We start from the raw sequence: 20,489 nt of genomic DNA on the forward strand, positions 1-20,489 counted from the left end.
GCCGCCATGTCCGATTTCGAGCACGTTTTCGAGGCCCCGCCCGAGGGCGCGGCGGCGGACTGGACCATCCCGCAGGACTGGTCGGCCTATACGGATGTCGAGCATCGCACCTGGGATACGCTGTACGCGCGGCAGATGAAGATCCTGCCCGGCCGCGCCGCCGACGTCTTCCTCAAGGGGCTGACGGCGCTTGATCTGAACACCGGCGGCATTCCCGACTTCGAGACCATGAACCCCAAGCTGCAGGCCCTGACCGGCTGGACAGTGGTCTGCGTCCCGGGTCTGGTGCCGGACGAGGTGTTCTTCGACCATCTGGCCAACCGGCGCTTCCCTTCGGGCCAGTTCATCCGCAAGCCGGATCAGCTGGACTACCTGCAGGAGCCGGACATCTTCCACGATGTGTTCGGCCATGTGCCGATGCTGACCGACCCCGACTTCGCCGCCTATATGGAGGCCTATGGCAAGGGCGGGCAGCGGGCGGCCTCGCTGGGCATGCTGCCGAACCTGGCCCGGCTGTACTGGTACACGGTCGAGTTCGGCCTGATGCAGGACGAGGGCGGGCTGCGCATCTATGGCGCCGGCATCGTTTCCTCGTCGACCGAGAGCGTGTTCGCCCTCGAGGACCCGTCGCCCAACCGCCTCGGCTTCGACCTCGAGCGGGTGACGCGCACCCTGTACCGGATCGACGACTTCCAGCAGGTCTATTTCGTGATCGACGACATCGAACAGCTGAAGCGCGAGACGCTGCAGGATTTCGGTCCGATCTATGAGCGGCTTCAGGGCGCCGACGCCATCGGCATCGACGCCATCCTGCCGACCGACCGGGTCTTCACCCGCGGCACCCAGGCCTATGCCGCGCGCGGCGGCCGCTTCGCCGCCTGAGGCCGGACGCCCAGCAGCAGGCCGAGCCAGCCGAGCCGGCGCGCGATCTCGTAAGCGAGGAAGCAGGCCGCGAAGGTGGCGGCGATCACCAGCCCCGCCTCGACCGCCAGGGGCAGTCGGAGCGGCATCAGATACCAGGCGGCGACGATGATCACCGTCTGGTGGACGATGTAGAACGGGAAGACCCCGGCGCTCAGATAGCGCAAAACCGGGCCGCCGCGGTTCAGATAGCGGGCGCCGTAGCCGAGGATGGCGGCGATCCAGGCCCATTGGTCGACGGCGTAAACCACCCGCATGGCCGTCCGCAGGGCCTCGGGCGGCATGGCGTCGTCGGCGCGCCAGATCCAGGCGTAGAGCGCCCAACCGGCCCAGCCGAGGACGGCGAGGATCAGGGCGGGCTGACGCAGGCGGATGAAGCCGGCCTTCAGCGTCTCTGACCGGGCGATCAGGAAGCCAAACAGATAGACGCTGAACGACAGGGCGTGGTTGTACCAGTCGTCGGTCAGGGCGTGGGTGATCTCGAACAGCGGCGCCAGGACAAGGCGCAGGATCGCCAGCCAGACGATCGGCCAGACCAGCAAGCCCCGGCCGGACAGGGCGCGCTCCAGCCCCCGCTGCAGCGGCCCAAGCGCCCCGCCTGCGAGGCCGACCAGCAGGGCGACGATCAGGCCATAGGGCAGCAGGTAGGCGACGAACCAAAGATGGTTCCAGGTCGGGGTGGTCAGACAGTCCGTCTCGTCGCACCAGCCGCCCGAGGCCGTGGCGTATTTGACCCAGAAGTCCTGCAGATACGGCGAATGGGCCGCGTCGGGCACGCCCAGACCGGTCAGGGCCTGAACGATCTCGAAATAGCTCTGGGGCGGCACGATCACCAGCATGCCGAACACCAGCGGCGGCAGCAGGCGCAGGGTCCGGGATCCCGCCAGCCGCCATCCGGCGTGGGCCGCCTTTGCGGCGAAGCCGTCGACCATGAAGCGGGTGGCCGCGCCCGAGATGAGGAACAGCAGGGTCAGCCGCCACGGGCTGGTCAGCATCATCAGGGGCTGCAGGGCCTCGACGATGCGCGGGCTTTTCACATGGAAGTCCCACGACACGTAGAGCATGCCGACGTGGTAGAGAATCAGCAGGAAGAAGGCCCCGACGCGGATCCAGTCCAGGTCGTATCGGCGCGGGGCGGCGGGGAGGGCGGCGGACGACATGGGGGATTTCCATGAGTAGTGAACGGTCCCCCGGCGTCCCATCCAGCCGGGCCGTGGGGCAATCGTCAGGGGACGGGCGGGGCGATCGCAGGGACGCCGGGCCGGCTCCTGTGACGAACGGCGCGAACGGCGGGACGGGCGGCCGGGTCCTGACGCGGCCTGATTGGCGGGACCTGCGCACGGCGCTGCTGTTCATCGCGCCGGCGACGGCGGTGGTGGTGGTCGTCAACACCCTGACCAGCCTGAGCGACAATCCCGACGTCGCCGCCTGGGAGCCGTGGGTCTGGGAGATCAGCAGCGCTCTCACGATCCTTGTGGCGATGCTGATTCCATGGCTGGCGACGGCGACGGCGCCTCCGGACGAGGTGGTGGCCGAGGGCTGGCGGCCGAAGGCGCGGTTCGTGCTGATCCACCTCGTCGCCCTGCTGGCCTTTTCGGCCCTGCACGTGGCGGGGTTCGTGGCGCTGCGCAGCGCCGCCTACGCGGCGTTCGGGCCGGGGCCCTATGAGTTCGGCGACCAGTTCATCTATGAGCTGCGCAAGGATCTGATCAGCTATGCGACCTATGTCGCCGCCTTCTGGCTAATCGCCTTCCTGCGCCGCCGCAGGGACGAGCCGGTCCGGCCGGTCAGCTTCGACATCCGCGACGGCGGCCGCATCCTGCGCGTGCCGGTCGGCGGGATCGTCGCCGTCTCCTCAGCGGGCAACTATGTCGAGTTCTGGCTGGCCGACGGGCGGCGTCCGTTGATGCGGGCCACCCTGGCGGCGATCGAGGTCGAGCTGGGCGGCTTCGGCTTCGTCCGCGCGCATCGGTCGTGGCTGGTCAACGCCGGGGCCGTGACCGGGCTGAGGCCCGACGGCTCGGGCGACTGGACCGTCGAGCTGGGCGCCGTCGAGGCGCCGCTGTCGCGTCGCTATCCGCAGGCGCTGGAGCGGTTGAAGGGCTGAACCCTCAGGCGGGGATCAGCCGCTTGCCCATCCGGACCAGCGGCACCGGAGCGCCGCCGCGGTCGTCCTCGAACCGTTCGATCTCGGCGTAGCCGGCGGCGCGATACAGCGGTTCGCCGCCGAGGGTGGCGACCAGTTCGGCGCGGTCGTAGCCGGCGGCGCGGGCGGCGTTCTCGCACAGGCCCAGGATCAACCGACCGACGCCCCGCCGCAGGAATTCCGGGGCGGTGTACATGGCGCGGATGCGGGCGGCGTCGACGCCGGGGGTGAGCGGCGCGGGCTGGCGGCCGGGGGTGTGGTCGCCGCCGTATTCGGTGATCCGCCCGCTCCAGCCGCCGCAGCCGGCGAGGACGCCGTCGCGCTCGACGATGACATAGGTGCGGTCGGCGATGATCTGGCTGGCGATGCCCATCAGCAGGCGGCTGGCGGCGATCTGGTCGGGCGTCAGAAAGTCGGCGAGCGGGCCGGCGATGGCGCGGTCCATCAGGGCGACCAGCGCGGGGATGTCGGCCTCGGTAGCGATACGATGGGTGAACATCAGGTCCGCTGGAAGGGGTAGAAGCCGTCTCCCAGCTTCAGGATCGAGGTCAGATCGTCGAGCGCGCCCCGGCTCTCGTCGAGCAGGGCAGGGTCGGCGAGATCGGCGGGGCCGAGCGTGTCGCGGTACCAGGTGGCGGCCCAGATCGATAGGCGGGCGTGGAGCTCGTCGGTCATCCGCATGGCGGGGTTGGTCGCGGCCAGTTCGGCTTCGGTCAGGGCGACGCGCAGGCGCAGGCAGGCGGGGCCGCCGCCGTTGCGCATCGACTGGCGCACATCGACGTATTCGACCTTGCCGATCGGGCCGTTGGAGGCGGCGAGGGCCTCGGCGACGGCGTGGCTGCGGGCGTTGTCGCGGGTCTCGGTCGGGCAGATCAGGGTCAGGCGGTCCTCTCCCGGAATTCGCACCAGCATCGAGTTGAACAGATAGCTCGAGATGGCGTCGGCCAGCGGCAGGTCGCCTGACGAGACCTCGACGAAGACCGGCTCGAAGCGGCCGTCGGCGGCGCGGCGGATGGCGTCCAGCGTCCCGGCCGTGTCCTCGAAGGCGAGGTCGTGGAACAACAGCGTCTCCAGCGCGCCGACGCAGACCACGTCATTGTGGAATGTGCCGCCAGCGATGGCGGCGCTCGACTGGCGGGCCAGCACCACGCCCGATGCGCCGTGGCGGCGGGCGACGGCTTCGGAGGCCTCGCGGGTCTGGCGGGCGGGGAACTGGCCCTGCCAGTGCTCCCAGGCCTCGCGGCCCCAGACCAGCAGGTTGACGCCCGGCTCGCCGTGGTCGGCGCACAGGCGGACGTGGTTGGCGGCGCCTTCGTCGGCGAGGTGGCTGACGGCGGGCAGGGCGTCGTGGACCACGAACCGGCCGGTATCGGGGAAGAGGGCGTCCAGCGCTCGCCTCGTCTGGGCGTGCTCAAGCGAGCGGTGCAGGTTGGTGTGCAGGTTGGCCGGGGTGAAATGGACGCGGCCGTCGGCGGCGTCGGCGCTGGGCGTCACCGTCGCGGCGTTGGCGGCCCACATCGGCGAGGCCGAACAGGCGGCGGCGGCGAAGGACGGCGCCTCCTTCCACGCCCGCTGCAGCACGGCGGCGTCGGAGCCGGCAAAGCCGAGGCTGCGCAGGAACGGGATGTCGGGCCGCTCGTGCGGCGGCAGGACGAACTGCGGCAGGCCGAGGTCGGCCAGCCGCTTCATCTTGTCGAGGCCCTGCAGCACGGCGGCGCGGGGGGTGGAGGCCTCTCCGGCGTTCAGACTGGAGGCGAGGTTGCCGGGGGACAGGCCGGCATAGGAATGGGTCGGGCCGATCAGGCCGTCCGCATTGGCCTCGACGGCGGAGGTCACGGGCGCAAACCCTTGATCTCGCCCTCGATGTTCTTCACCGCTCCGGCCTCGAAACTGGCCACCGGATAGGCGCAGTAGTCGGCCGCATAGTAGGCCGACGGCCGGTGGTTGCCGCTGGCGCCGAGGCCGCCGAAGGGCATGTCACCGGCGGCGCCGGTGGTCGGGCGGTTGAAGTTGACCACGCCGGCGCGGATGCGGCGGATGAAGCGGTCCCAGTAGGCCGGGTCGTCGCTGACAAGACCGGCGGACAGGCCGTAGCGGGTGGCGTTGGCCGCGGCGACGGCGGCGTCGAAGCTGGCGACGCGGGTGACCGACAGGAAAGGAGCGAACATCTCCTCGTCGGGCACAGAGACGCCGGTGACGTCGATGATCGCCGGCTTGACGAAGGCGCCGGGCAGGTTGCCGACCGGGCCAGAGGCGCGGATCACCCGGGCGCCGGCGTCGATGCGCTCCTGCAGCGCCTTAAGCGCCGCCTCTGCGGCCTTCACCGAGATCAGCGGCCCGGCATAGGGTTCGGGCGTGGAGTTCCATGGGGCGAGGATCAGCCGCTCGACCATGGCGTCGACCGCCTCGACGATGGCGTCGCCCCGCGGGCCTTCCGGTACGATCAGGCGGCGGGCGCAGGAACAGCGCTGGCCGGTCGTGACGAAGGCGGACTGGACGACGATCCCGGCCACGGCCTCGGCGTCGGCGGCGTCCCAGACGACCAACGGATTGTTGCCGCCCAGCTCAAGGGCGAGGATGACATGCGGGTCGTCGGCGAATTTGCGCCGGAAATGCGCGCCCGCCGCGCCCGAGCCTGTAAACATCAGGGCGTCGATGCCGCTGTCCAGCAGGGCCGCCCCCGTGTCGCGTCCGCCTTGGACGACATTGACCACGCCGTCCGGCAAGTCGGCCTCGGCGAAGGCCTCGGCCATCAGCTGGCCGGTCAGGGGCGCCTCTTCCGAGGGCTTGAACACCACCGTGTCGCCGGCCAGCAGGGCGGGGACGATATGGCCGTTGGGCAGGTGGCCGGGGAAGTTGAACGGGCCCAGCACCGCGGCGACTCCGTGCGGGCGGTGGCGCAGGACGGCCTGGCCGAAGGCGGTGTCGGCGATGCGCTCGCCAGTGCGCTCGTCATAGGCGCGGATCGAGATGTCGACCTTGCCGGCCATGGCGCCCAATTCGGTCGTGGTCTCCCACAGGGCCTTGCCGGTCTCGCGGCTGATCGCCTCGGCCATCTGCGGGGCGCGGGCCTTGAGCACGGCCTGATAGCGTTTCACCGCGTCGATCCGGTCCTGGCGCGGGCGGTCGGCCCAGTCGGGGAAGGCGGCGCGGGCGCGGTCGGTCGCGGCCTGGACCTCGGCAGGGGCGGCGGCGGCGCCCTCCCAGACGGTTTCACCGGTGGCGGGATCGATGGATTTGAAATGGGTCATGGGGTCCAGATGGGGGCTCACATCTTCACCCGCACGGCGTCGCCGTCGCGCACCTTGAGCGCTTCGGCGGTTTCACGGGTGAGGGTCACGGCATCGCCTTCGACCGCCGCCTTCTGGCGCACCGCGCGGAAGGCGGTGACGCTGGCGGTGGAAATCAGGGCCGGAAGTTCCGCCTCGACCTCGTCGGCGATCCGCGCGGTCAGGCGGCGGGCGTCGCGCACCGTGCGGATGTTGTCGCGGCCGCAGGCGACCGTCGGACCGCCGTCGAAGATGTCGACCAGGCCGTTGGGGCGGAAGCCCTCGCTCTCCAGCAGGGCCATGGCCGGCACGCCCTGCGGATGGACCTTGCCGATCACCGCGCGGGCGGGCTCGGGCAGCAGCTCGACATAGATCGGGTGGCGCGGCGACAGGTCGAGGATGAACTGTTTGTCGGTCGAGCCGGTCATGCGATCGGCGTCGTCGAACTCCATCGGGAAGAATTTGTGCGCCACATGGTCCCAGAACGGGCAGGCGCCGTCGGGGGTGAAGACGCCGCGCAGCTCGGCCAGGACATTGTCGGCGAACAGCTCGGGCTGGGCCCCGATCAGCATGTAGCGCGACTGGCTGAGCAGCCGGCCCGCGCCGCCCTTGCGCCGGTCGGCCTTGAGGAACAGCGAGCCGACCTCGGACCAGCCGGTGCATTCATTGACCAGGACCAGGGTCTGGTGGTCCAGCTTGACCCCCAGCGAGGGTGACGACTGGGTGTTGTTGACGAGGCGGAACGAGAAGAACGGCCGGTTCAGCCCGACCGCGGCCTTGACCGAGCCGACGCCGTCGACGTCGCCGGTGTCCGACTCCTCCAGCATCAGGGTGTACCAGCACTGCTGCGGCGCCAGCTTGCCGGCGAAGCTGTCGCGGCCCAGCTCCAGCCGCTCGGCCAGCTGGTCGGGGTCTTCGGGCAGGCTGGTGAAGCCGGGGCCGCTGAGGATGGCCAGCTCCAGCAGATGGTCGAGGTCGGCGGGGCCGGCGGGACGGACGACGAGCATGGGGTTACATCGTCTCCAGACGCAGGGACTTCAGCTTGTGCGCATCGATCTCGCCCGAGGCGATCTTGCACAGGATCAGGGCGCTCAGCTGGGCCCGTTCGACGAAACTGGCCGGCCAGGCGAACTCCTGATCCGAATGGATGTCGCCGCCGAGCACGCCGAGGGTGTCGATATTGGGCAGGCCGGCGGCGTGCAGGTTGTTGCCCTCGCAGACGCCGCCCGAGGGCTTCCAGGCGATGCTCTGGCCCAGCAGGGCGCCGGTCTCGCGCACCGCCTCGAACAGGGCCGACTGCGAGGCATCCGTCGGCTTGGGCGCGCGGGTCATGCCGCCGTGCAGGTCCAGCGTCAGGCCGGGGAAGGGCGGCTCGGCGGCGATCTGGCGCACCGCCGCCTCGGTCCAGTCGGACGCCGCCTTGTCCGGCACGCGGACATTGAAGCGGACCACGGCGTTGTCGGCGACGACGTTCAGCGGCCCGCCGCCGGCGATCTTCGCCACATTGACGGTGACGCCCTCGCGCTGCCCGTTCAGGGCGTGCAGCTGGGCGGCGAGGATGGCGGCGCCGGCGACGGCGTTGGCGCCCTCGTCGAAGGCGCGGCCGGCGTGGGCGGCCTTGCCGGCCACGATCAGATGATAGTTGCCGCTGCCCTTGCGCGCCCCGGCCAGGGTGCCGTCGGCGAGCGCCGGCTCATAGGTCATTCCGACGTGACCCCGCGCGCCCAGCTCGGCCAGCAGGGGGGCGGAGGCGGGCGAGCCGATTTCCTCGTCCGGCGACAGCAGCACGGTCCAGCCGACGCGGGCCCTGTCGGGATGGGTCTCGAACGCCTCCAGCGCCGCCAGCAGGACGCTGATCCCGCCCTTCATGTCGGCGATGCCGGGACCGTTCAGGGCCCCGTCGGCGCGCGTGACGACACTCTGGAAAGCGCTGTCGGCGGGAAAGACGGTGTCGTAGTGGCCGGTCAGGACCGCCTGCACCGGCGCCTCGGGCCGCATCGTGATCTTCAGCGCATCGGCGTGCGCCTCGGCCCGCACCTTGCCGTCGTCGCCGACGTTGGTCGAACCCGCCGTCGGGACCCGAACGACTTCAGCCGACAGCGGCCCAGCGGCGGCCTCCAGCCGGTCCAGCATTTGCGACAGGCCTGGGCCGTTGCGGCTGCCGGAATTGACGCCGGCCCAGTCGACCGCCCGGCCGACGATGGCCGCCCCGCGCGCCGCGACATGGTCGAGCACGGCTTGGTCGTGAGGGAGAATCCGCATGCGGCCGGACCCTAGCGGCCCGGGCCGCAAAGGTGAAGGCGGCCGCCGATTGTGCGTTGCGCCACGGCCGGGCCCTTATAGGGTGGGCCGGCCACACAGGGAGGACACGGCATGACTGATTTGGTGAAGGGGATGAACCCCGCCGCCGCGATAACCAAGGCGGGGGAAGCGAAGGCGGCGGCGCGGGCCAGCGCCATCGCAATCTTTCTGGGCGTGATCTGGGGGATCATCGTCCTTGTCTGGATGATGGGCCCGGGCGCCGCGGTGATGGAAGCAGCGATGGCCGAGACCGCGGCCCAGTCGCCGGAAGCGGCCGGCATGACCGGAATGATGACCGGCGCGGCGATCGGCATCGCCGGCTTCATGGTCGTGATCCAGCTGGTCCTCGGCCTTGTTCAGTGGTTCAAGCCGAACATCGTCATCCCGATCCTGTTCACCGTTCTGGTGGTGTACGGGCTGGGCAGCACCGCTCTGACCATGGTCATGGCCGACCAGATGGATCTCGGAGCCGCCGCGGCCACGCCGGCCTGGCAGATCTGGGGCGGACTGGCCGTGATGGTCGTCCAGCTGCTGCTGCACATCGCCGGCATCCGCGGCGCCAGCGCCCTGGGCAAGTTCCGCGACGCCCAGGCCTATTGACGACTACCGGTTCGGGCGTCGGTCCTCGCGACCGGCGCCGTCCCGGGACTGGCGGCGCCAGCGGATCGACAGGGTGGCCCCGCCTTCTCCGCCAAATTCCGAGCTGACGGTGAGGTTGCGACGCACCTGCCACTCGACGTTCACGGCCGCGCCGTTCTCGCCCCCGCCGATGATCTCCAAATAGACGTCGTCCGTGATGTAGCGTCCACCCGCGACGGTCAGGCTGGAGGCCTCGCCGCCGAACGATAGCCGGTCCAGCCCGGCCAGCTCGCGCAGATTGCCGATCACATCGAAGCCGCCGCCGCCCGCCAGGGCGCCGACGCTGGCCGCCAGCTGGGCGGCCTCGAAGGCTGACAGCTGCGACGCCGACCGGCCGAACAGAACCTGCGACAGGATTTCATCCTGCGGCAGATCCGGTGTCGAGGTCAGGGCGATCTCGGGCCGGGCGGCGGTGCCGGTTACGCGGATCGTCGCCGTCAGGGCCGGGTCTTCCCGCGTGGCGGTCAGGTTCAGCCGGATATCCTCGGGCCGGGTCGACAGGGTGACCGTTCCGCGCTCGTCAAAGACGAACCGCTTGCCGGCGAAATCATAGTCGCCGCGCACAACCCGGGCCGTGCCCGACAGCACGGGCTGGTTGATCGTGCCGGTCACCCGGGCGTTGACGCTCATTTCCACGTTCAGGCCGCGCCCGATCACCCGCACGTCGCCGCCGGGCGAACGGATAGCGATGTCGATGCCGATCTGCGGCCCGCGCGGCCGGTTCTGGTCTTCCTCGGGCACGTCGCCGCCCGGCTTGTTGATCTCGACGACGTCCATGCGCACGATGCCGGTCGAGCCGGGCGGATTGGCCTGGATGACAGCCTCGTCGATGTCGACGCGACCGGTCAGCTGGATCTTGCCGTCGGCGGCCCGAACCACGCTGAGCGGGCCGGAGGCGCGGGCTTCGGCGATGTCGTTGTCGATGATCCGGAACCGGCTCAACGCCAGCTCGACGCTGGAGCCGGAGCCCTCGCGCAGGCCGATCCGACCGTCGCCGGAGACGGTGCCGCCTTCGCCGTCGGTGGCCGAGAAGCTCTCGACCAAGGCGGTTGTGTCGTCGAAGCGGCTGGCCAAGGTCACCTCGCGCAGCTGCAGCCCGGTGGCGTTGTCGCGGAAGCTGCCTTCCCACAGGTCCATGCGGCCGTTGATGCGCGGCGCCGCGATGGTCCCGGCCAGGGTGGCGCGGGCGTTGACGACGCCGGACAGCGAGCGCTCGCCGCCGAGGAACAGGTCCCAGACCGGCTGGATCTGGCCCTGGATGTCGATCTCGCCCGACATCGGTCGGGTGCGGACCACCGCCAGGCGCAGCGGCGCGGCCGAGGCCTCGACCGGCAGGGTGATGTCGGCGTTGGCGGTCACGGCGCCGTCGTCGGCGACCTGGGCCCGCACCCTGAGCGTGTTGTCGACCAGCACGGCATTGACGGAGCCGTCGATCGCCAGGGTGTTGGGGGCGTCGATGCTGCGGACATTCTCGAGCGCGATATTGGCCGAGCCCGACAGGTCGTCGCCGGCGCCGCGCAGCGACAGGCGGCCGGTCGCCCGGCCTCTGAGGTCGGGGGCGAGGGAGCCCAGCTCGACGCTGGTCAGATTGGCCTCGATGACGGCGGCGCGGGAATCCTGCCGCAGCTCGCCGGTGAGAACACCGCCGCCGACGCCCAGATCGACGCGGACGACGCGGCCATCGCCGGACAGGGCGACCACGGCGGGATTGCGGGTGACGAAATCGATCTCACGAACCCGGCCGGAGCCTTCCAGCACCACGGTCTGGGCGTTGGTCTGACGGGAGTAGACGCCGGACCCGTCGAAGCTGACCGGGGTGGCGCCGCCGACATCGGCCTTCACGGTGAAGGGCAGGCGGTCCAGCGTGCCGCGACCGCTGAGGTCCAGCGAACGGATGATCCAGGTTGATCCGGCGAGGCGGACGTTGCGGCCGGTGACATCGAGGATGGCGGTCTCGGCGCCCGAGCCCTCGGTCAGGCGGATGCGGCCGTCGGCCGTGCCCGTGGCGAGGAAGGCCCCCGGCCGCGCCGTGAAGGTCAGGTCGGCGCTGGAGGGGAAGCTGTTGGACAGGGCGATCGCGCCCTGCGCCGTCACCCCGCCGGCGTCGAGGTCGACGTCGGTCAGGCGGATGCGATCGCCGCCGAGATAGAAGTTTCCGCTGGCCCGGGCCGGGCCGTAGTTCGAGCCGGAGACCACGGAGATGCGGCCGTCGGAGGCGTCGGCCCCGCGCCGGAAGCTCAGGTCCATGGTCGCGTCGGTCAGGGTCAGGGCGCCGGCCGCGACTCGCGCGAACCTGGCCTGCAGGTCCGCGCTGGGCCGGGCCAGGGTGCCGCCGACCGTGCCTTCGCCGGTCATGGCGCCGTCGATCTCGACCGGGCCGACGCCGAACGGGCCGCGCGCGTTCCAGTTCATGGCCAGCCGCATCCGGCCGTCGCCCTCGATGAAGCCGCGCGCCGCGGCGTTTCCGTGCTCGCCGCTCAGCCGGGCCGATTCGATCTGCACCCGGGCGTCGGTCAGGGTTCCGACCAATTGCAGCCGCGGGGCCGGGCCCAGCAGCCGGTCCAGTTCGCTGACGCCGAGCCCGAGGCCGCGTCCGCGTCCGTCGAAGGTGATCCGCCATGGCGCGCCGGCCCGGGGCATGGAGGCGGCGATCGTCCCGCCGAAGGCGCCCTCGGCGCCGGGGCGCAGCCGGCTGGCGTCCGTGACCTCGGCCCGCCCGCGGAAACCGAGGCCGCCCAGCAGATTGCGGCCGCCCGTTCCCGAGACGCGGAGGGCCCGGCCGGTCGCTTCCAGCCGTTCCAGCAGGAACGAGCCGTCGACCAGACGCGCCGCCTCGAACTGCACGCGCGGCTCGGGTCCGAGCAGGCCGCCGACCATGCCGGCCGTCGACCCGCCGGCGGCGCGCAGGTCGCCGTCGATATCATAGCGCCCGTCGCGGGCCTGGATGTTGATCGGTCCCCGGATGCGTTGGGCCTGATAGCTGGACAGATCGGCCCGCAGCAGGTCGATCGAGCCGTTCAGGCTCCAGGTCGCCGCGTCGCCCCGGAACAGCGCCGACCAAGCTGCGCCGTCGCCCAGCGGCCGACCCGCCAACCGGGTGAGCGAGGGCGTCGAGACGTTGATGCGCACGCCGCGGGGGACGCTGCGGTCGCTGATGCGGATCAGGCCGGTCGCGCTCGAATTCAGATTGTCCGAGATCAGACGCCAGCCGACCCCCTGCAGGCCGTCGTTATCCCGATCCGGCGCCGTGGCCACGGCGAAGCGGGCGGTCTGTCCGATCCGGCTGACGAACGGCTCCAGCAGGTCAGAGCCTGAGAAGTCGGCATAGCCGGCGATCCGGATCTGTTCGGGACCGTAGGTTCCCTTGACCGACAGGGGTGTGAAATCGCCTGTCCGCACCACAGCGTCGACGACCTCGCCATTGACGATCGCGGTCGCCAGGAAGGGCTGGTCGGGGGAATAGCCAAGGGCTCCGGCGATCGGCCCGCCGCGCGCCTCCCGCGCCCGCAGGTTCAGCCGCATGTCGGCGATGTCGTCGCCGATGGCGGCGGTCAGGCGCAGGAAGTCGCCGGGCCGGCTGTTGCTGTCGGCGTTGACGGTGACCGTCTTCGACCCCTTGCGCGGGAGCAGGGCCTCCCCGGCCAGCGCCCAACGCCCGTATTCCTTGCTGAAGTCCTCCAGCAGTTCGACGTCGGCCTCGAACCGGTCGATGTCGATCGACAGAGGTTGCGGTCCCGGCGGTTCGGTCGAGACCTCGACCAGCGGCCGGCGGATCAGGCGGATGACGTCCGCCTCGATCGCGGTGGCGTGGAATCTCCGGGTGATCAGCGGCCACCAGTTCCAGTCGACCCGCACCTTGCGCGCCTCCAGCCAGATCCCGTCCGCGTCTGTCACCGTGACCCGGTCGATGGTGAAGTCGTCGAACAGGTCGCCGCGCACGCCCTCGACATTGATGCGACCGTAGCGGCCGACCTTCTGGCCGGCCACGAAGCTGGTCACCAAGCCGCGTCCGGAGTCGGACAGCAGATACATCCGTCCGCCGACGGCGACGAGCAGCACCAGGGCGGCGAGGATCGCCAGACCCAAGCCGCCGAAGAAGGCCACGGCCTGCAGCCGCGTACGCTTCTTCCGCGCCTTGACGGCCGGAGTGTCAGGCGTCTCCGGGGCGTCCGGTGCGGGCGGGAGATCGGTCAAAACGCCTGCCCGATGCTGACGTAGATCTGGAAGTCGGCGTCGCCCTCGCGCTTGTCGAGCGGGAAGGCGACATCGGCGCGGATCGGACCGAACGGCAGCTTGTAGCGGACGCCGAAGCCCGCGCCGTAGCGCATGTTGCTGAAGTCGGGGGCCTGGTCGAAGCCGACCGATCCCGCGTCGATGAAGGCCACGCCCTGGAAGCTGCCGAACACGTTGCGCCGCACCTCGGCCGAAGCCTCGAACAGGCTCAGGCCGCCGCGTGGCGTACCGTCAGGCAGGCGCGGGGCGACGCCCTGGTATTCGTAGCCGCGCACCGATCCGCCGCCACCGGAATAGAACAGCCGGTCCGACGGAACGAGCAACTCCTCGCCGCCGAGGATGGAGCCGAGACGGACCCGGCCCGCCAGCACCGTGCGGGCGTTGTCCTCTACGGGCAGGTAGGCGGTCGCCTGGGCCTCGGTGCGCAGGAACATGGTCGTATCCTCGCCCGCCACCGCTGTCGGCTGGGCCGCCACCGTCAGCCGCCAGCCCGTGGTCGGGTCGAGCGGATCGTTGGAGTAGTCGAGATAGGCGCTGCCGCGTCCGGTGAGAATGATCAGGTCGCGCTCGAAATCGACCGGCGACTGGGTCACGGGATCGAAGCGGTTCTCGTTGTACCGGCCCGCGTCCAGCCCGACGCCGTAGCTGAACCACGATGTTTTGCCGATGCGCTGCTGCAGGTCGGCCGCGGCGGCCAGCGCCGTCCGGCGGTAAGCATCCGTATCCTCGTTCAGCAGGGCGGTGGACAGTCTCAGCGTCTGCCCCGGCCGGCGCCAGTGGGGCAGACGCAGATCCACCCCGAGGCGACTGTCGACGTCGGCGAGGCGGGCTTGCCAGACGAGGGTGTCGGCCCGACCGAAGCGGTTGTGCCAGGTCCAGATCGCATCAATGCCGGACCCTTCGGCGGTGCTGAAGGTGGCGCCGGCCTCGAGGATGCGCCGCGGCCGGTCGGTCAGGGTGACGATGACCGGCCGGTTGCCCTCTGCGTTCGACTGATCCTGTGGCGCAAGGGCGACGCCGATCCCGTCGTAGACGCCGGTGTCCAGCAGTCGCCGCTCCAGCTCGGCGACGTCGTCGGGATCGTAGACATCGCCTTCGGACCAAGGGGCGAGGCCAGCCACCCAGTTCGGGTTCGTCCGACCCCGCGTCTCCACCCGCACGCCGTCCAGACGAACCAACTGTCCGGCGACGATATTGTAGGTCGGTTGCATGCTCAGGGCGGCGTGGTCGACCACGACCCGGCGCGGGTCGGCGCGCGCGTCAGCATGTCCGCGTCGGGTCAGTCCGGCCACGATCCGGCCCTCGGCCGCGATCACGTCCACCGCGCGACCGGGCTCTCCGGCGTCAAGGTCGAGGTCCTCCCGAACCGCGGCCTGCAGCGTCGGAGCGGGCGAGGGCTCGGCGAAGTTGATGATCGGTTCGGTCAGGACGAACCGCGGGCCGGGGGTCACGGCGATGATAGCCACCGGCGTGGCCTCGCCCTCCACCACGTCCTCGAGGACCGGCTGATAGTAGCCTTCGGACCGCAGCAGGGCCTCGGCCGCCTCAAGCGCGCCGCGGGCGCGGCGTCGGGCCTCGAAACGGTTGGCGGGTGGGCCGTCGACCTCGCCGATTGCGCGCTGCAGCTGGGCGCGCAGGTCCGCGTCCATCTCGCCGCGCACGACAGCGCGCGGGTCCGCGGCGGCCGTTGACGCCAGAAGCGCGAACCCGGCCACGCTGGAGAGAAACAGGGCGGGCCTCGACGTCAAACTGGAACCTTGGTCAGCGGGCAAGCGCCCTGATACCGGCGGGCGGAACGGAATTACATCCGCCGACGGCGCAAATGGGGCGCCGGCCGGGCGGTCTCGTCAGTAGAACAGCGTCTCGCTGTTCGGCTGCACCGACTCCTCCGACGATTTCGGCTCAGCCGGCTGGACGCTGTTGTCCGGCGTCTCCATGGCGCCGGTTTCCGCCACCGGGGCCTGCACCTCCTCGATGCTCGGCGCGACCGGCTCTTCCATCGGCGCGTCCATGACTTCCGGTTCCGCGGGGCGCGGGTCGTCGCAGGCTGTCAGGGTGAGCGCGCCAGCGACGGCGGCAAGGGCGAAAAGGCGTTTCATCAGTCAGCTCCCCGGATCGGCGTTCCAACGCGCGGCCGTATTGACCGTTCCATAGCCAGTATCGCGCGCGCGGTCATCCGCCCGGAAACCAATCCTTTTCCAATTGACGCGAGAGTGGCGAACTGGAGGGGTGCGCCATGACCGCGACGGCCTATGCGATGGTTTCGCAGGTGCGATACAGCGAACTGGTTACGCGGATCGCGCTCGCCATCTTCATTGGCGCGACGGCCTGGGTCGTCACCCAGACGATCTGGCCGCTGGTCTGGTTTGTCGCGGTCGTTGTGACCCAGGCGCTGGACTGGCTGGTGTTCCGACGTTTTCGCCGTGATCCTGAATGGCTTCCCGACCGCCCCTATCTGATCCTTTGCTGCGCCACGACCGTGTTGAGCGTCGTGGTCTACGCCGGGATCACCGGATATCTGTGGTTCGACGGGGGAGAGGCGGGGCGCATCTTCGCCATGGTCCAGTGCGCCGGCGGCCTGCTGCACGTCAGCCTGCATATGCACCACGTCAGGCCGATCCTCATCTCGGCCGTCGCGGCGCACGCCACCTATTTTCTCGGCCTGCCGATCTACAGCGCGGTGGCGAGCGCCAGCTGGCACGAACTGCTGATCGCCATCGGCTGCGTGCTCTATATGAGCCACCTCGTCGTTGCGGTGCGGCAGAGTTCGATGACCACCTCTGCCCTCAAGGCCGCCCGCGACGCCGAGCAGCGCGCCCGCCAGAGAGCCGAGGTCGCCAGCGCGGCCAAGTCCGATTTCCTCGCCGTGGTCAGCCATGAGATCCGCACGCCGATGAACGCCGTGATCTCGGCCGCCAATCTGCTGCGCCGGACCCGTCTCGACCCCGGTCAGCGGGAGCATGTGTCGATGCTGATCGACGCGGGCGACGTCCTGATGGGCCTCCTCAACGACGTGCTGGACTTCTCCAAGATCGAGGCCGGAAAAATGGAGCTGGAAAGCGCCGACATGGTCGTGCGCGAGCGGCTTTCGATCCTCAACCGGCTGTGGGAGCCCCGCGCCGTCGCCAATGGCGTCCGGCTCAGGCTTCAGGTGGCGCCCGGAGTTCCCGAGGCGGTCCGGACCGACCCGCTCCGGTTCCAGCAGATCCTGTTCAACCTGCTGTCCAACGCCGTCAAATTCACCGTCGACGGCGAGATTCTGGTGACGGTCGACTGGGACGGCGCGCGTCTGACCGTCGTGGTCTCTGACACCGGCTGCGGCATCCCCGCCGACCGCTTGGCCCAGGTGTTCAACAGCTTCGAACAGGCCGACGTCGGCACCACCCGTCGCCACGGCGGCACGGGCCTCGGCCTCTCGATCAGCCGCAAGCTGGCCGAGATCATGGGCGGGACCCTTACCGTCGCCAGCGTCGAGGGGCAGGGCTCGACCTTCACCCTGTCGCTGCCAATGGCGATGGTCGTGGGGGTCGCGGTCCGGCCGGAGCGGCACGCCGAGGTCGCCGGCTCGCTGCAGGGCCGCTCGATCCTCGCCGCCGACGATCACGAGGTGAACCGGCGGATCCTGAGTCTGTTGCTCGAGCCGCATGGATGCCGCCTGACCCTGGTCGAGAATGGGGCCGAGGCGCTGGAAGCGGCGTCGCTGGAACGGTTTGACGCCATCCTGATGGATATGCAGATGCCGGTCATGGACGGGCTGGAGGCGACGCGGCGGATCCGTCAGGGGGCCATGAACGGCGACACGCCGGTGATCGCCCTGACCGCCAATGCGCTGGACAGCCACCGCGCGGCTTGGGACGCGGCCGGGGTGCACGCCTTCCTGACCAAGCCGATCGATCCGGTGCTGCTGGCCCGGACCCTGGCCGAGGCCTGCGCCGCCGAACGTCGCGAATCCGTGAACATCGCCGTCGCCTGAGTCAGGCCCAGCGCTCCACGGCATCGTTCAACGAGACCGGCCCGGGCTGCGGTGTCGGCGCCTGCGCCTCGCCGCCGAAGCGGGGGGCCGGGGCGGGCTGTATCACCCCCTGGTCGACGAAGGTCGCCCGCGCGGCGTTGTGCGGATGGCCGGGCGCTTCACTGATGGTCAGCACGGGGGTGACACACGCGTCCGTGCCGGCGAACCGGGCCGCCCAGTCGTCGCGGTCGCGTGTGGCGAAGACGGCCGCGAGGCGGGCGTGCAGCGCCGGCCAGGCCGGCAGATCGAACTGCGGCGCCTCGGTCGCCGGGATGTCGAGCCCGGCCAGCAGGGCGGCGTAGAACTGCGGCTCCAGCGCCCCAACGGCGACGAACCGTCCGTCCCGGCAGGCGTAGCAGCGATAGAAGGGCGCGCCCCCGTCCAGCAGATTGCCCCCCCGGGCCTCGCTCCACAGGCCACGCGCGCCGAGGGCGTGGAACAGACTGGTCAGCAGGGCCGAACCGTCGGTCATGGCCGCGTCGACCACCCGCCCGCGCCCCGTCTGTTTCGCCTCGAGCAGGGCGGCGAGGACGCCGGTGACCAGCAGCATGGCCCCGCCGCCGTAGTCGCCGACCAAATTGAGCGGCGGCCGCGGCGGCCGGTCGGGCTCGCCCATCATCGACAGCGCCCCGGAAAGGGCGATGTAGTTCAGATCGTGCCCGACCTGGTTCGCCATCGGACCGGTCTGGCCCCAGCCGGTCACCCGTCCGAACACCAGGCGGGGGTTCAGCTCGGCGCAGACCTCCGGTCCCACTCCCAGCCGCTCCATCACCCCGGGCCGGAACCCCTCGATCAGGGCGTCCGCCGAGGCGATCAGATCGCGGACCCGGGCGAGGTCGGTCGGGTTTTTGAGGTCGACGGCCACGGCCGCCCGACCCCGGTGCAGGACCTCGCCGCCGACGTCGGAGAACACCGGCGCACCCGCCGAGGCGCTGCGCGTCAGGCGCAGCACGTCCGCCCCGAGATCGGCCAGCACCATGCCGGCGAAGGTCACCGGCCCGAGGCCGTCGAACTCGAGGATGCGCAGTCCGGAGAGGGGTTTCATGGGCTTATCCCTAGCCGTGACCGTTCCGACCGTCGAGCCAGCCCTTGACCCCGGCGCCGCTTTGCAACAGAAGGCGCGTCGCCGGTCCTCGCGACCGGCGCGGTATGCGCCCTTAGCTCAGTTGGTTAGAGCATCTGACTTTTAATCAGAGGGTCCTCGGTTCGAGCCCGAGAGGGCGTACCACCTCGCTTCCCCGCCAGACCGGCCGCCGTCCCGCCCGCGCGGCATGACGACGCTTCCCGTGACGCGGTCGGCGTGGTTCAAGACCGCCATGCGCGCGCCCCTCCTGATCACCACCGTCTCCCTGCTGCTGTCCGGCTGTGGCGGCGCCGTGAGCGACTTCGGCGCCGGGGTCGGGGCCGCGGCGACGGCGCCTCTGGAGGATTTCAATCTGCGCCGGGACTACATCCCGACCGTCCTGCTGCAGGCCGAGGCCAATCCCTATGACCTGCGCAATCTGGCCCAGTGCTCGACCATCGGCGCCGAGATCACCCGTCTGAACGCGGCGCTGGGGCCCGACACGGACGAGTCGCCGGCGCCGGACGGCTCGACCATGGGCGAGCGGGCTTCCGACGCCGCGTCGAAGGCGGCGCTGGACGCCATCCGCGACACCGCCACCGACTTCATCCCGGGCCGCAGCTGGATCCGCCGGCTGTCCGGGGCCGAGCAGCACAGCCGCAATGTGCAGTCGGCCATCCAAGCGGGGCGGATGCGCCGCGCCTTCCTGAAAGGCGTCGGCATGAACCGCAACTGCGCCCCGCCGGCCGCGCCGTCGTGGTTCCGGCCCCGGGGCCGGGCCCAGCGCTAGCCGCCGTTGGGGACCTGGCGGGCGTGGAAGTCGCGGCGGAAGGCCTCGAACCGGCCCTGGGCGATCGCCGCCCGCATTGCCGCCGTCAGGGCCTGGAAATAGGCGATGTTGTGCCAGCTCAGCAGCACCTTGCCGAGGATCTCGTCGGCCCGGATCAGGTGGTGCAGATAGGCCTTTGAATAGTCGGTCGAGGCCGGGCAGGGGACGTCGCGGTCCAGCGGGTCCTGATCCTCGGCGAAGCGGGCGTTCTTGAGGTTGACCGGCCCGGTCCAGGTCCAGGCCTGGCCGTGGCGGCCGGCCCGGGTCGGCAGGACGCAGTCGAACATGTCGACGCCGCGCGCCACCGCCTCGACCAGATCGACCGGCTTGCCGACGCCCATCAGATAACGCGGCCGGTCGGCGGGCAGCATCTCGGGGGCGTAGTCCAGCACCTCGCACATCGCCTGGTGCCCCTCGCCGACGGCCAGACCGCCGATGGCGTAGCCGTCGAAGCCGGTCTCGATCAGCCGGTCCGAGGACTCGCGGCGCAGGTTCTCGAAGGTCGAACCCTGCTGGATGCCGAACAGGGCCTGGGTCTCGCGCGTGCCGAAGGCGGCCTTCGAGCGCGCGCCCCAGCGAGCCGACAGTTCCATGGCGGCGCGGGCGGCGGGCTCCTCCGCCGGCCAGCTGACGCACTGGTCCAGCTGCATCGATATGTCGGAGCCGATGCGGTCGGCCTGGATCTCGATCGAGCGCTCGGGGCTGAGGACGTGTTTCGAGCCGTCGATATGGCTGGCGAAGGTGACGGCGTCCTCCTTCACCTTGGAGATGCCGGCCAGCGACATGACCTGGAAACCGCCGCTATCGGTCAGGATCGGCTTGGTCCAGCCCATAAATTTGTGCAGCCCGCCCAGCCGCTCCATCCGCTCGGGGCCGGGGCGCAGCATCAGGTGGTAGGTGTTGCCCAGCAGGATGTCGGCGCCGGTCTGGGCCACCTGGTCGACAGTCATCGCCTTGACCGTGGCGGCGGTGCCGACCGGCATGAAGGCCGGCGTGCGGATGTCGCCCCGCGGCGTCTTCAGCACCCCGGTGCGGGCGCGGCCTTCGGTGGCGGAGATATCAAAGGGAAAGGGCAT

General features: G+C 70.6%; 16 protein-coding genes and 1 tRNA gene. 6 read left to right on the top strand and 11 right to left on the bottom strand.

Annotated elements, in window-relative coordinates; all coding sequences use genetic code 11:
• Positions 1-6: 6 nt before the first annotated feature.
• Positions 7-882 carry a phenylalanine 4-monooxygenase gene (gene phhA / locus ACK4JY_RS08685; protein WP_409604729.1) on the top strand — a complete coding sequence of 292 codons (876 nt, stop codon included), beginning with the start codon at positions 7-9 and terminating at the stop codon, positions 880-882.
• Here phhA and ACK4JY_RS08690 read toward each other — a convergent pair.
• Complete coding sequence (locus ACK4JY_RS08690; RefSeq protein ID WP_409604731.1) at positions 849-2,081, bottom strand: acyltransferase family protein; 1,233 nt, start codon at positions 2,079-2,081, stop codon at positions 849-851. The genes phhA and ACK4JY_RS08690 overlap by 34 nt on opposite strands.
• A gap of 110 nt (positions 2,082-2,191) precedes the next feature.
• Here ACK4JY_RS08690 and ACK4JY_RS08695 point away from each other — a divergent pair, with 110 nt between their 5' ends.
• The gene (locus tag ACK4JY_RS08695; RefSeq protein WP_409604733.1) at positions 2,192-3,028 is read left to right on the top strand and encodes a LytTR family DNA-binding domain-containing protein; all 837 of its coding nucleotides are present in this window, start codon (positions 2,192-2,194) and stop codon (positions 3,026-3,028) included.
• Between the two features lie 4 nt (positions 3,029-3,032).
• On the opposite strand, the gene ACK4JY_RS08700 is transcribed toward ACK4JY_RS08695, so the two are convergent.
• Genes ACK4JY_RS08700 through ACK4JY_RS08720 form a run of 5 tightly spaced genes read right to left on the bottom strand, consistent with a single transcriptional unit; the run spans position 3,033 to position 8,598 of the window.
• Complete coding sequence (locus ACK4JY_RS08700; RefSeq protein WP_409604735.1) at positions 3,033-3,566, bottom strand: GNAT family N-acetyltransferase; 534 nt, start codon at positions 3,564-3,566, stop codon at positions 3,033-3,035.
• Positions 3,566-4,903: an N-succinylarginine dihydrolase gene (gene astB, locus ACK4JY_RS08705; protein WP_409604737.1), complete on the bottom strand. Its 1,338-nt coding sequence runs from the start codon at positions 4,901-4,903 to the stop codon at positions 3,566-3,568. The genes ACK4JY_RS08700 and astB overlap by 1 nt, the downstream gene beginning before the upstream one ends.
• Complete coding sequence (gene astD, locus ACK4JY_RS08710; RefSeq protein WP_409604739.1) at positions 4,900-6,318, bottom strand: succinylglutamate-semialdehyde dehydrogenase; 1,419 nt, start codon at positions 6,316-6,318, stop codon at positions 4,900-4,902. The genes astB and astD overlap by 4 nt, the downstream gene beginning before the upstream one ends.
• A 17-nt stretch (positions 6,319-6,335) precedes the next feature.
• The gene (locus tag ACK4JY_RS08715) at positions 6,336-7,343 is read right to left on the bottom strand and encodes an arginine N-succinyltransferase (RefSeq protein WP_409604741.1); all 1,008 of its coding nucleotides are present in this window, start codon (positions 7,341-7,343) and stop codon (positions 6,336-6,338) included.
• A 4-nt stretch (positions 7,344-7,347) separates the two neighbouring features.
• Positions 7,348-8,598 (bottom strand): hydrolase, encoded by a 1,251-nt coding sequence (locus ACK4JY_RS08720; RefSeq protein WP_409604743.1) that lies wholly within the window; start codon positions 8,596-8,598, stop codon positions 7,348-7,350.
• Between the two features lie 111 nt (positions 8,599-8,709).
• Here ACK4JY_RS08720 and ACK4JY_RS08725 point away from each other — a divergent pair, with 111 nt between their 5' ends.
• Positions 8,710-9,237, top strand: a complete 528-nt coding sequence (locus ACK4JY_RS08725; RefSeq protein WP_409604745.1) for a hypothetical protein — start codon at positions 8,710-8,712, stop codon at positions 9,235-9,237.
• A 3-nt stretch (positions 9,238-9,240) separates the two neighbouring features.
• On the opposite strand, the gene ACK4JY_RS08730 is transcribed toward ACK4JY_RS08725, so the two are convergent.
• From ACK4JY_RS08730 to ACK4JY_RS08740, 3 genes are all read right to left on the bottom strand, one after another.
• Positions 9,241-13,470, bottom strand: coding sequence for a translocation/assembly module TamB domain-containing protein (locus ACK4JY_RS08730; protein WP_409604747.1), 4,230 nt, complete (start codon positions 13,468-13,470; stop codon positions 9,241-9,243).
• Positions 13,467-15,257: an autotransporter assembly complex protein TamA gene (locus tag ACK4JY_RS08735; protein WP_409604749.1), complete on the bottom strand. Its 1,791-nt coding sequence runs from the start codon at positions 15,255-15,257 to the stop codon at positions 13,467-13,469. Before ACK4JY_RS08735 ends, ACK4JY_RS08730 begins: the two co-directional genes overlap by 4 nt.
• 99 nt (positions 15,258-15,356) lie before the next feature.
• Entirely contained in the window at positions 15,357-15,608 is a 252-nt protein-coding gene (locus ACK4JY_RS08740; protein ID WP_409604751.1) for a hypothetical protein, read from the bottom strand.
• 137 nt (positions 15,609-15,745) lie between these two features.
• Between ACK4JY_RS08740 and ACK4JY_RS08745 the strand changes: the two genes are divergently transcribed.
• Complete coding sequence (locus tag ACK4JY_RS08745) at positions 15,746-17,482, top strand: ATP-binding protein (RefSeq protein ID WP_409604753.1); 1,737 nt, start codon at positions 15,746-15,748, stop codon at positions 17,480-17,482.
• A 1-nt stretch (position 17,483) separates the two neighbouring features.
• Here the strand turns inward: ACK4JY_RS08745 and ACK4JY_RS08750 are convergent, their stop codons facing one another.
• Positions 17,484-18,566, bottom strand: a complete 1,083-nt coding sequence (locus ACK4JY_RS08750; RefSeq protein WP_409604754.1) for a CaiB/BaiF CoA transferase family protein — start codon at positions 18,564-18,566, stop codon at positions 17,484-17,486.
• Between the two features lie 106 nt (positions 18,567-18,672).
• Between ACK4JY_RS08750 and ACK4JY_RS08755 the strand changes: the two genes are divergently transcribed.
• Both ACK4JY_RS08755 and ACK4JY_RS08760 read left to right on the top strand, forming a co-directional pair.
• Positions 18,673-18,749 (top strand) — tRNA-Lys (locus ACK4JY_RS08755).
• A gap of 43 nt (positions 18,750-18,792) precedes the next feature.
• Complete coding sequence (locus tag ACK4JY_RS08760; RefSeq protein WP_409604756.1) at positions 18,793-19,374, top strand: hypothetical protein; 582 nt, start codon at positions 18,793-18,795, stop codon at positions 19,372-19,374.
• Here the strand turns inward: ACK4JY_RS08760 and tgt are convergent.
• Entirely contained in the window at positions 19,371-20,489 is a 1,119-nt protein-coding gene (tgt, locus tag ACK4JY_RS08765; protein WP_409604758.1) for a tRNA guanosine(34) transglycosylase Tgt, read from the bottom strand. The genes ACK4JY_RS08760 and tgt overlap by 4 nt on opposite strands.

Source organism: Brevundimonas sp. (genome assembly GCF_046295595.1).
Lineage (GTDB): Bacteria > Pseudomonadota > Alphaproteobacteria > Caulobacterales > Caulobacteraceae > Brevundimonas.

Bases quoted from the DNA above. Each gene is read 5' to 3' on its own strand.
- ACK4JY_RS08715 (WP_409604741.1), bottom strand. From the start codon at position 7,343: ATGCTCGTCGTCCGTCCCGCCGGCCCCGCCGACCTCGACCATCTGCTG.
- ACK4JY_RS08725 (WP_409604745.1), top strand. From the start codon at position 8,710: ATGACTGATTTGGTGAAGGGGATGAACCCCGCCGCCGCGATAACCAAG.
- ACK4JY_RS08690 (WP_409604731.1), bottom strand. From the start codon at position 2,081: ATGTCGTCCGCCGCCCTCCCCGCCGCCCCGCGCCGATACGACCTGGAC.
- astD (WP_409604739.1), bottom strand. From the start codon at position 6,318: ATGACCCATTTCAAATCCATCGATCCCGCCACCGGTGAAACCGTCTGG.
- ACK4JY_RS08740 (WP_409604751.1), bottom strand. From the start codon at position 15,608: ATGAAACGCCTTTTCGCCCTTGCCGCCGTCGCTGGCGCGCTCACCCTG.
- ACK4JY_RS08760 (WP_409604756.1), top strand. From the start codon at position 18,793: ATGACGACGCTTCCCGTGACGCGGTCGGCGTGGTTCAAGACCGCCATG.
- ACK4JY_RS08720 (WP_409604743.1), bottom strand. From the start codon at position 8,598: ATGCGGATTCTCCCTCACGACCAAGCCGTGCTCGACCATGTCGCGGCG.
- ACK4JY_RS08700 (WP_409604735.1), bottom strand. From the start codon at position 3,566: ATGTTCACCCATCGTATCGCTACCGAGGCCGACATCCCCGCGCTGGTC.
- ACK4JY_RS08745 (WP_409604753.1), top strand. From the start codon at position 15,746: ATGACCGCGACGGCCTATGCGATGGTTTCGCAGGTGCGATACAGCGAA.
- ACK4JY_RS08750 (WP_409604754.1), bottom strand. From the start codon at position 18,566: ATGAAACCCCTCTCCGGACTGCGCATCCTCGAGTTCGACGGCCTCGGG.
- phhA (WP_409604729.1), top strand. From the start codon at position 7: ATGTCCGATTTCGAGCACGTTTTCGAGGCCCCGCCCGAGGGCGCGGCG.
- tgt (WP_409604758.1), bottom strand. From the start codon at position 20,489: ATGCCCTTTCCCTTTGATATCTCCGCCACCGAAGGCCGCGCCCGCACC.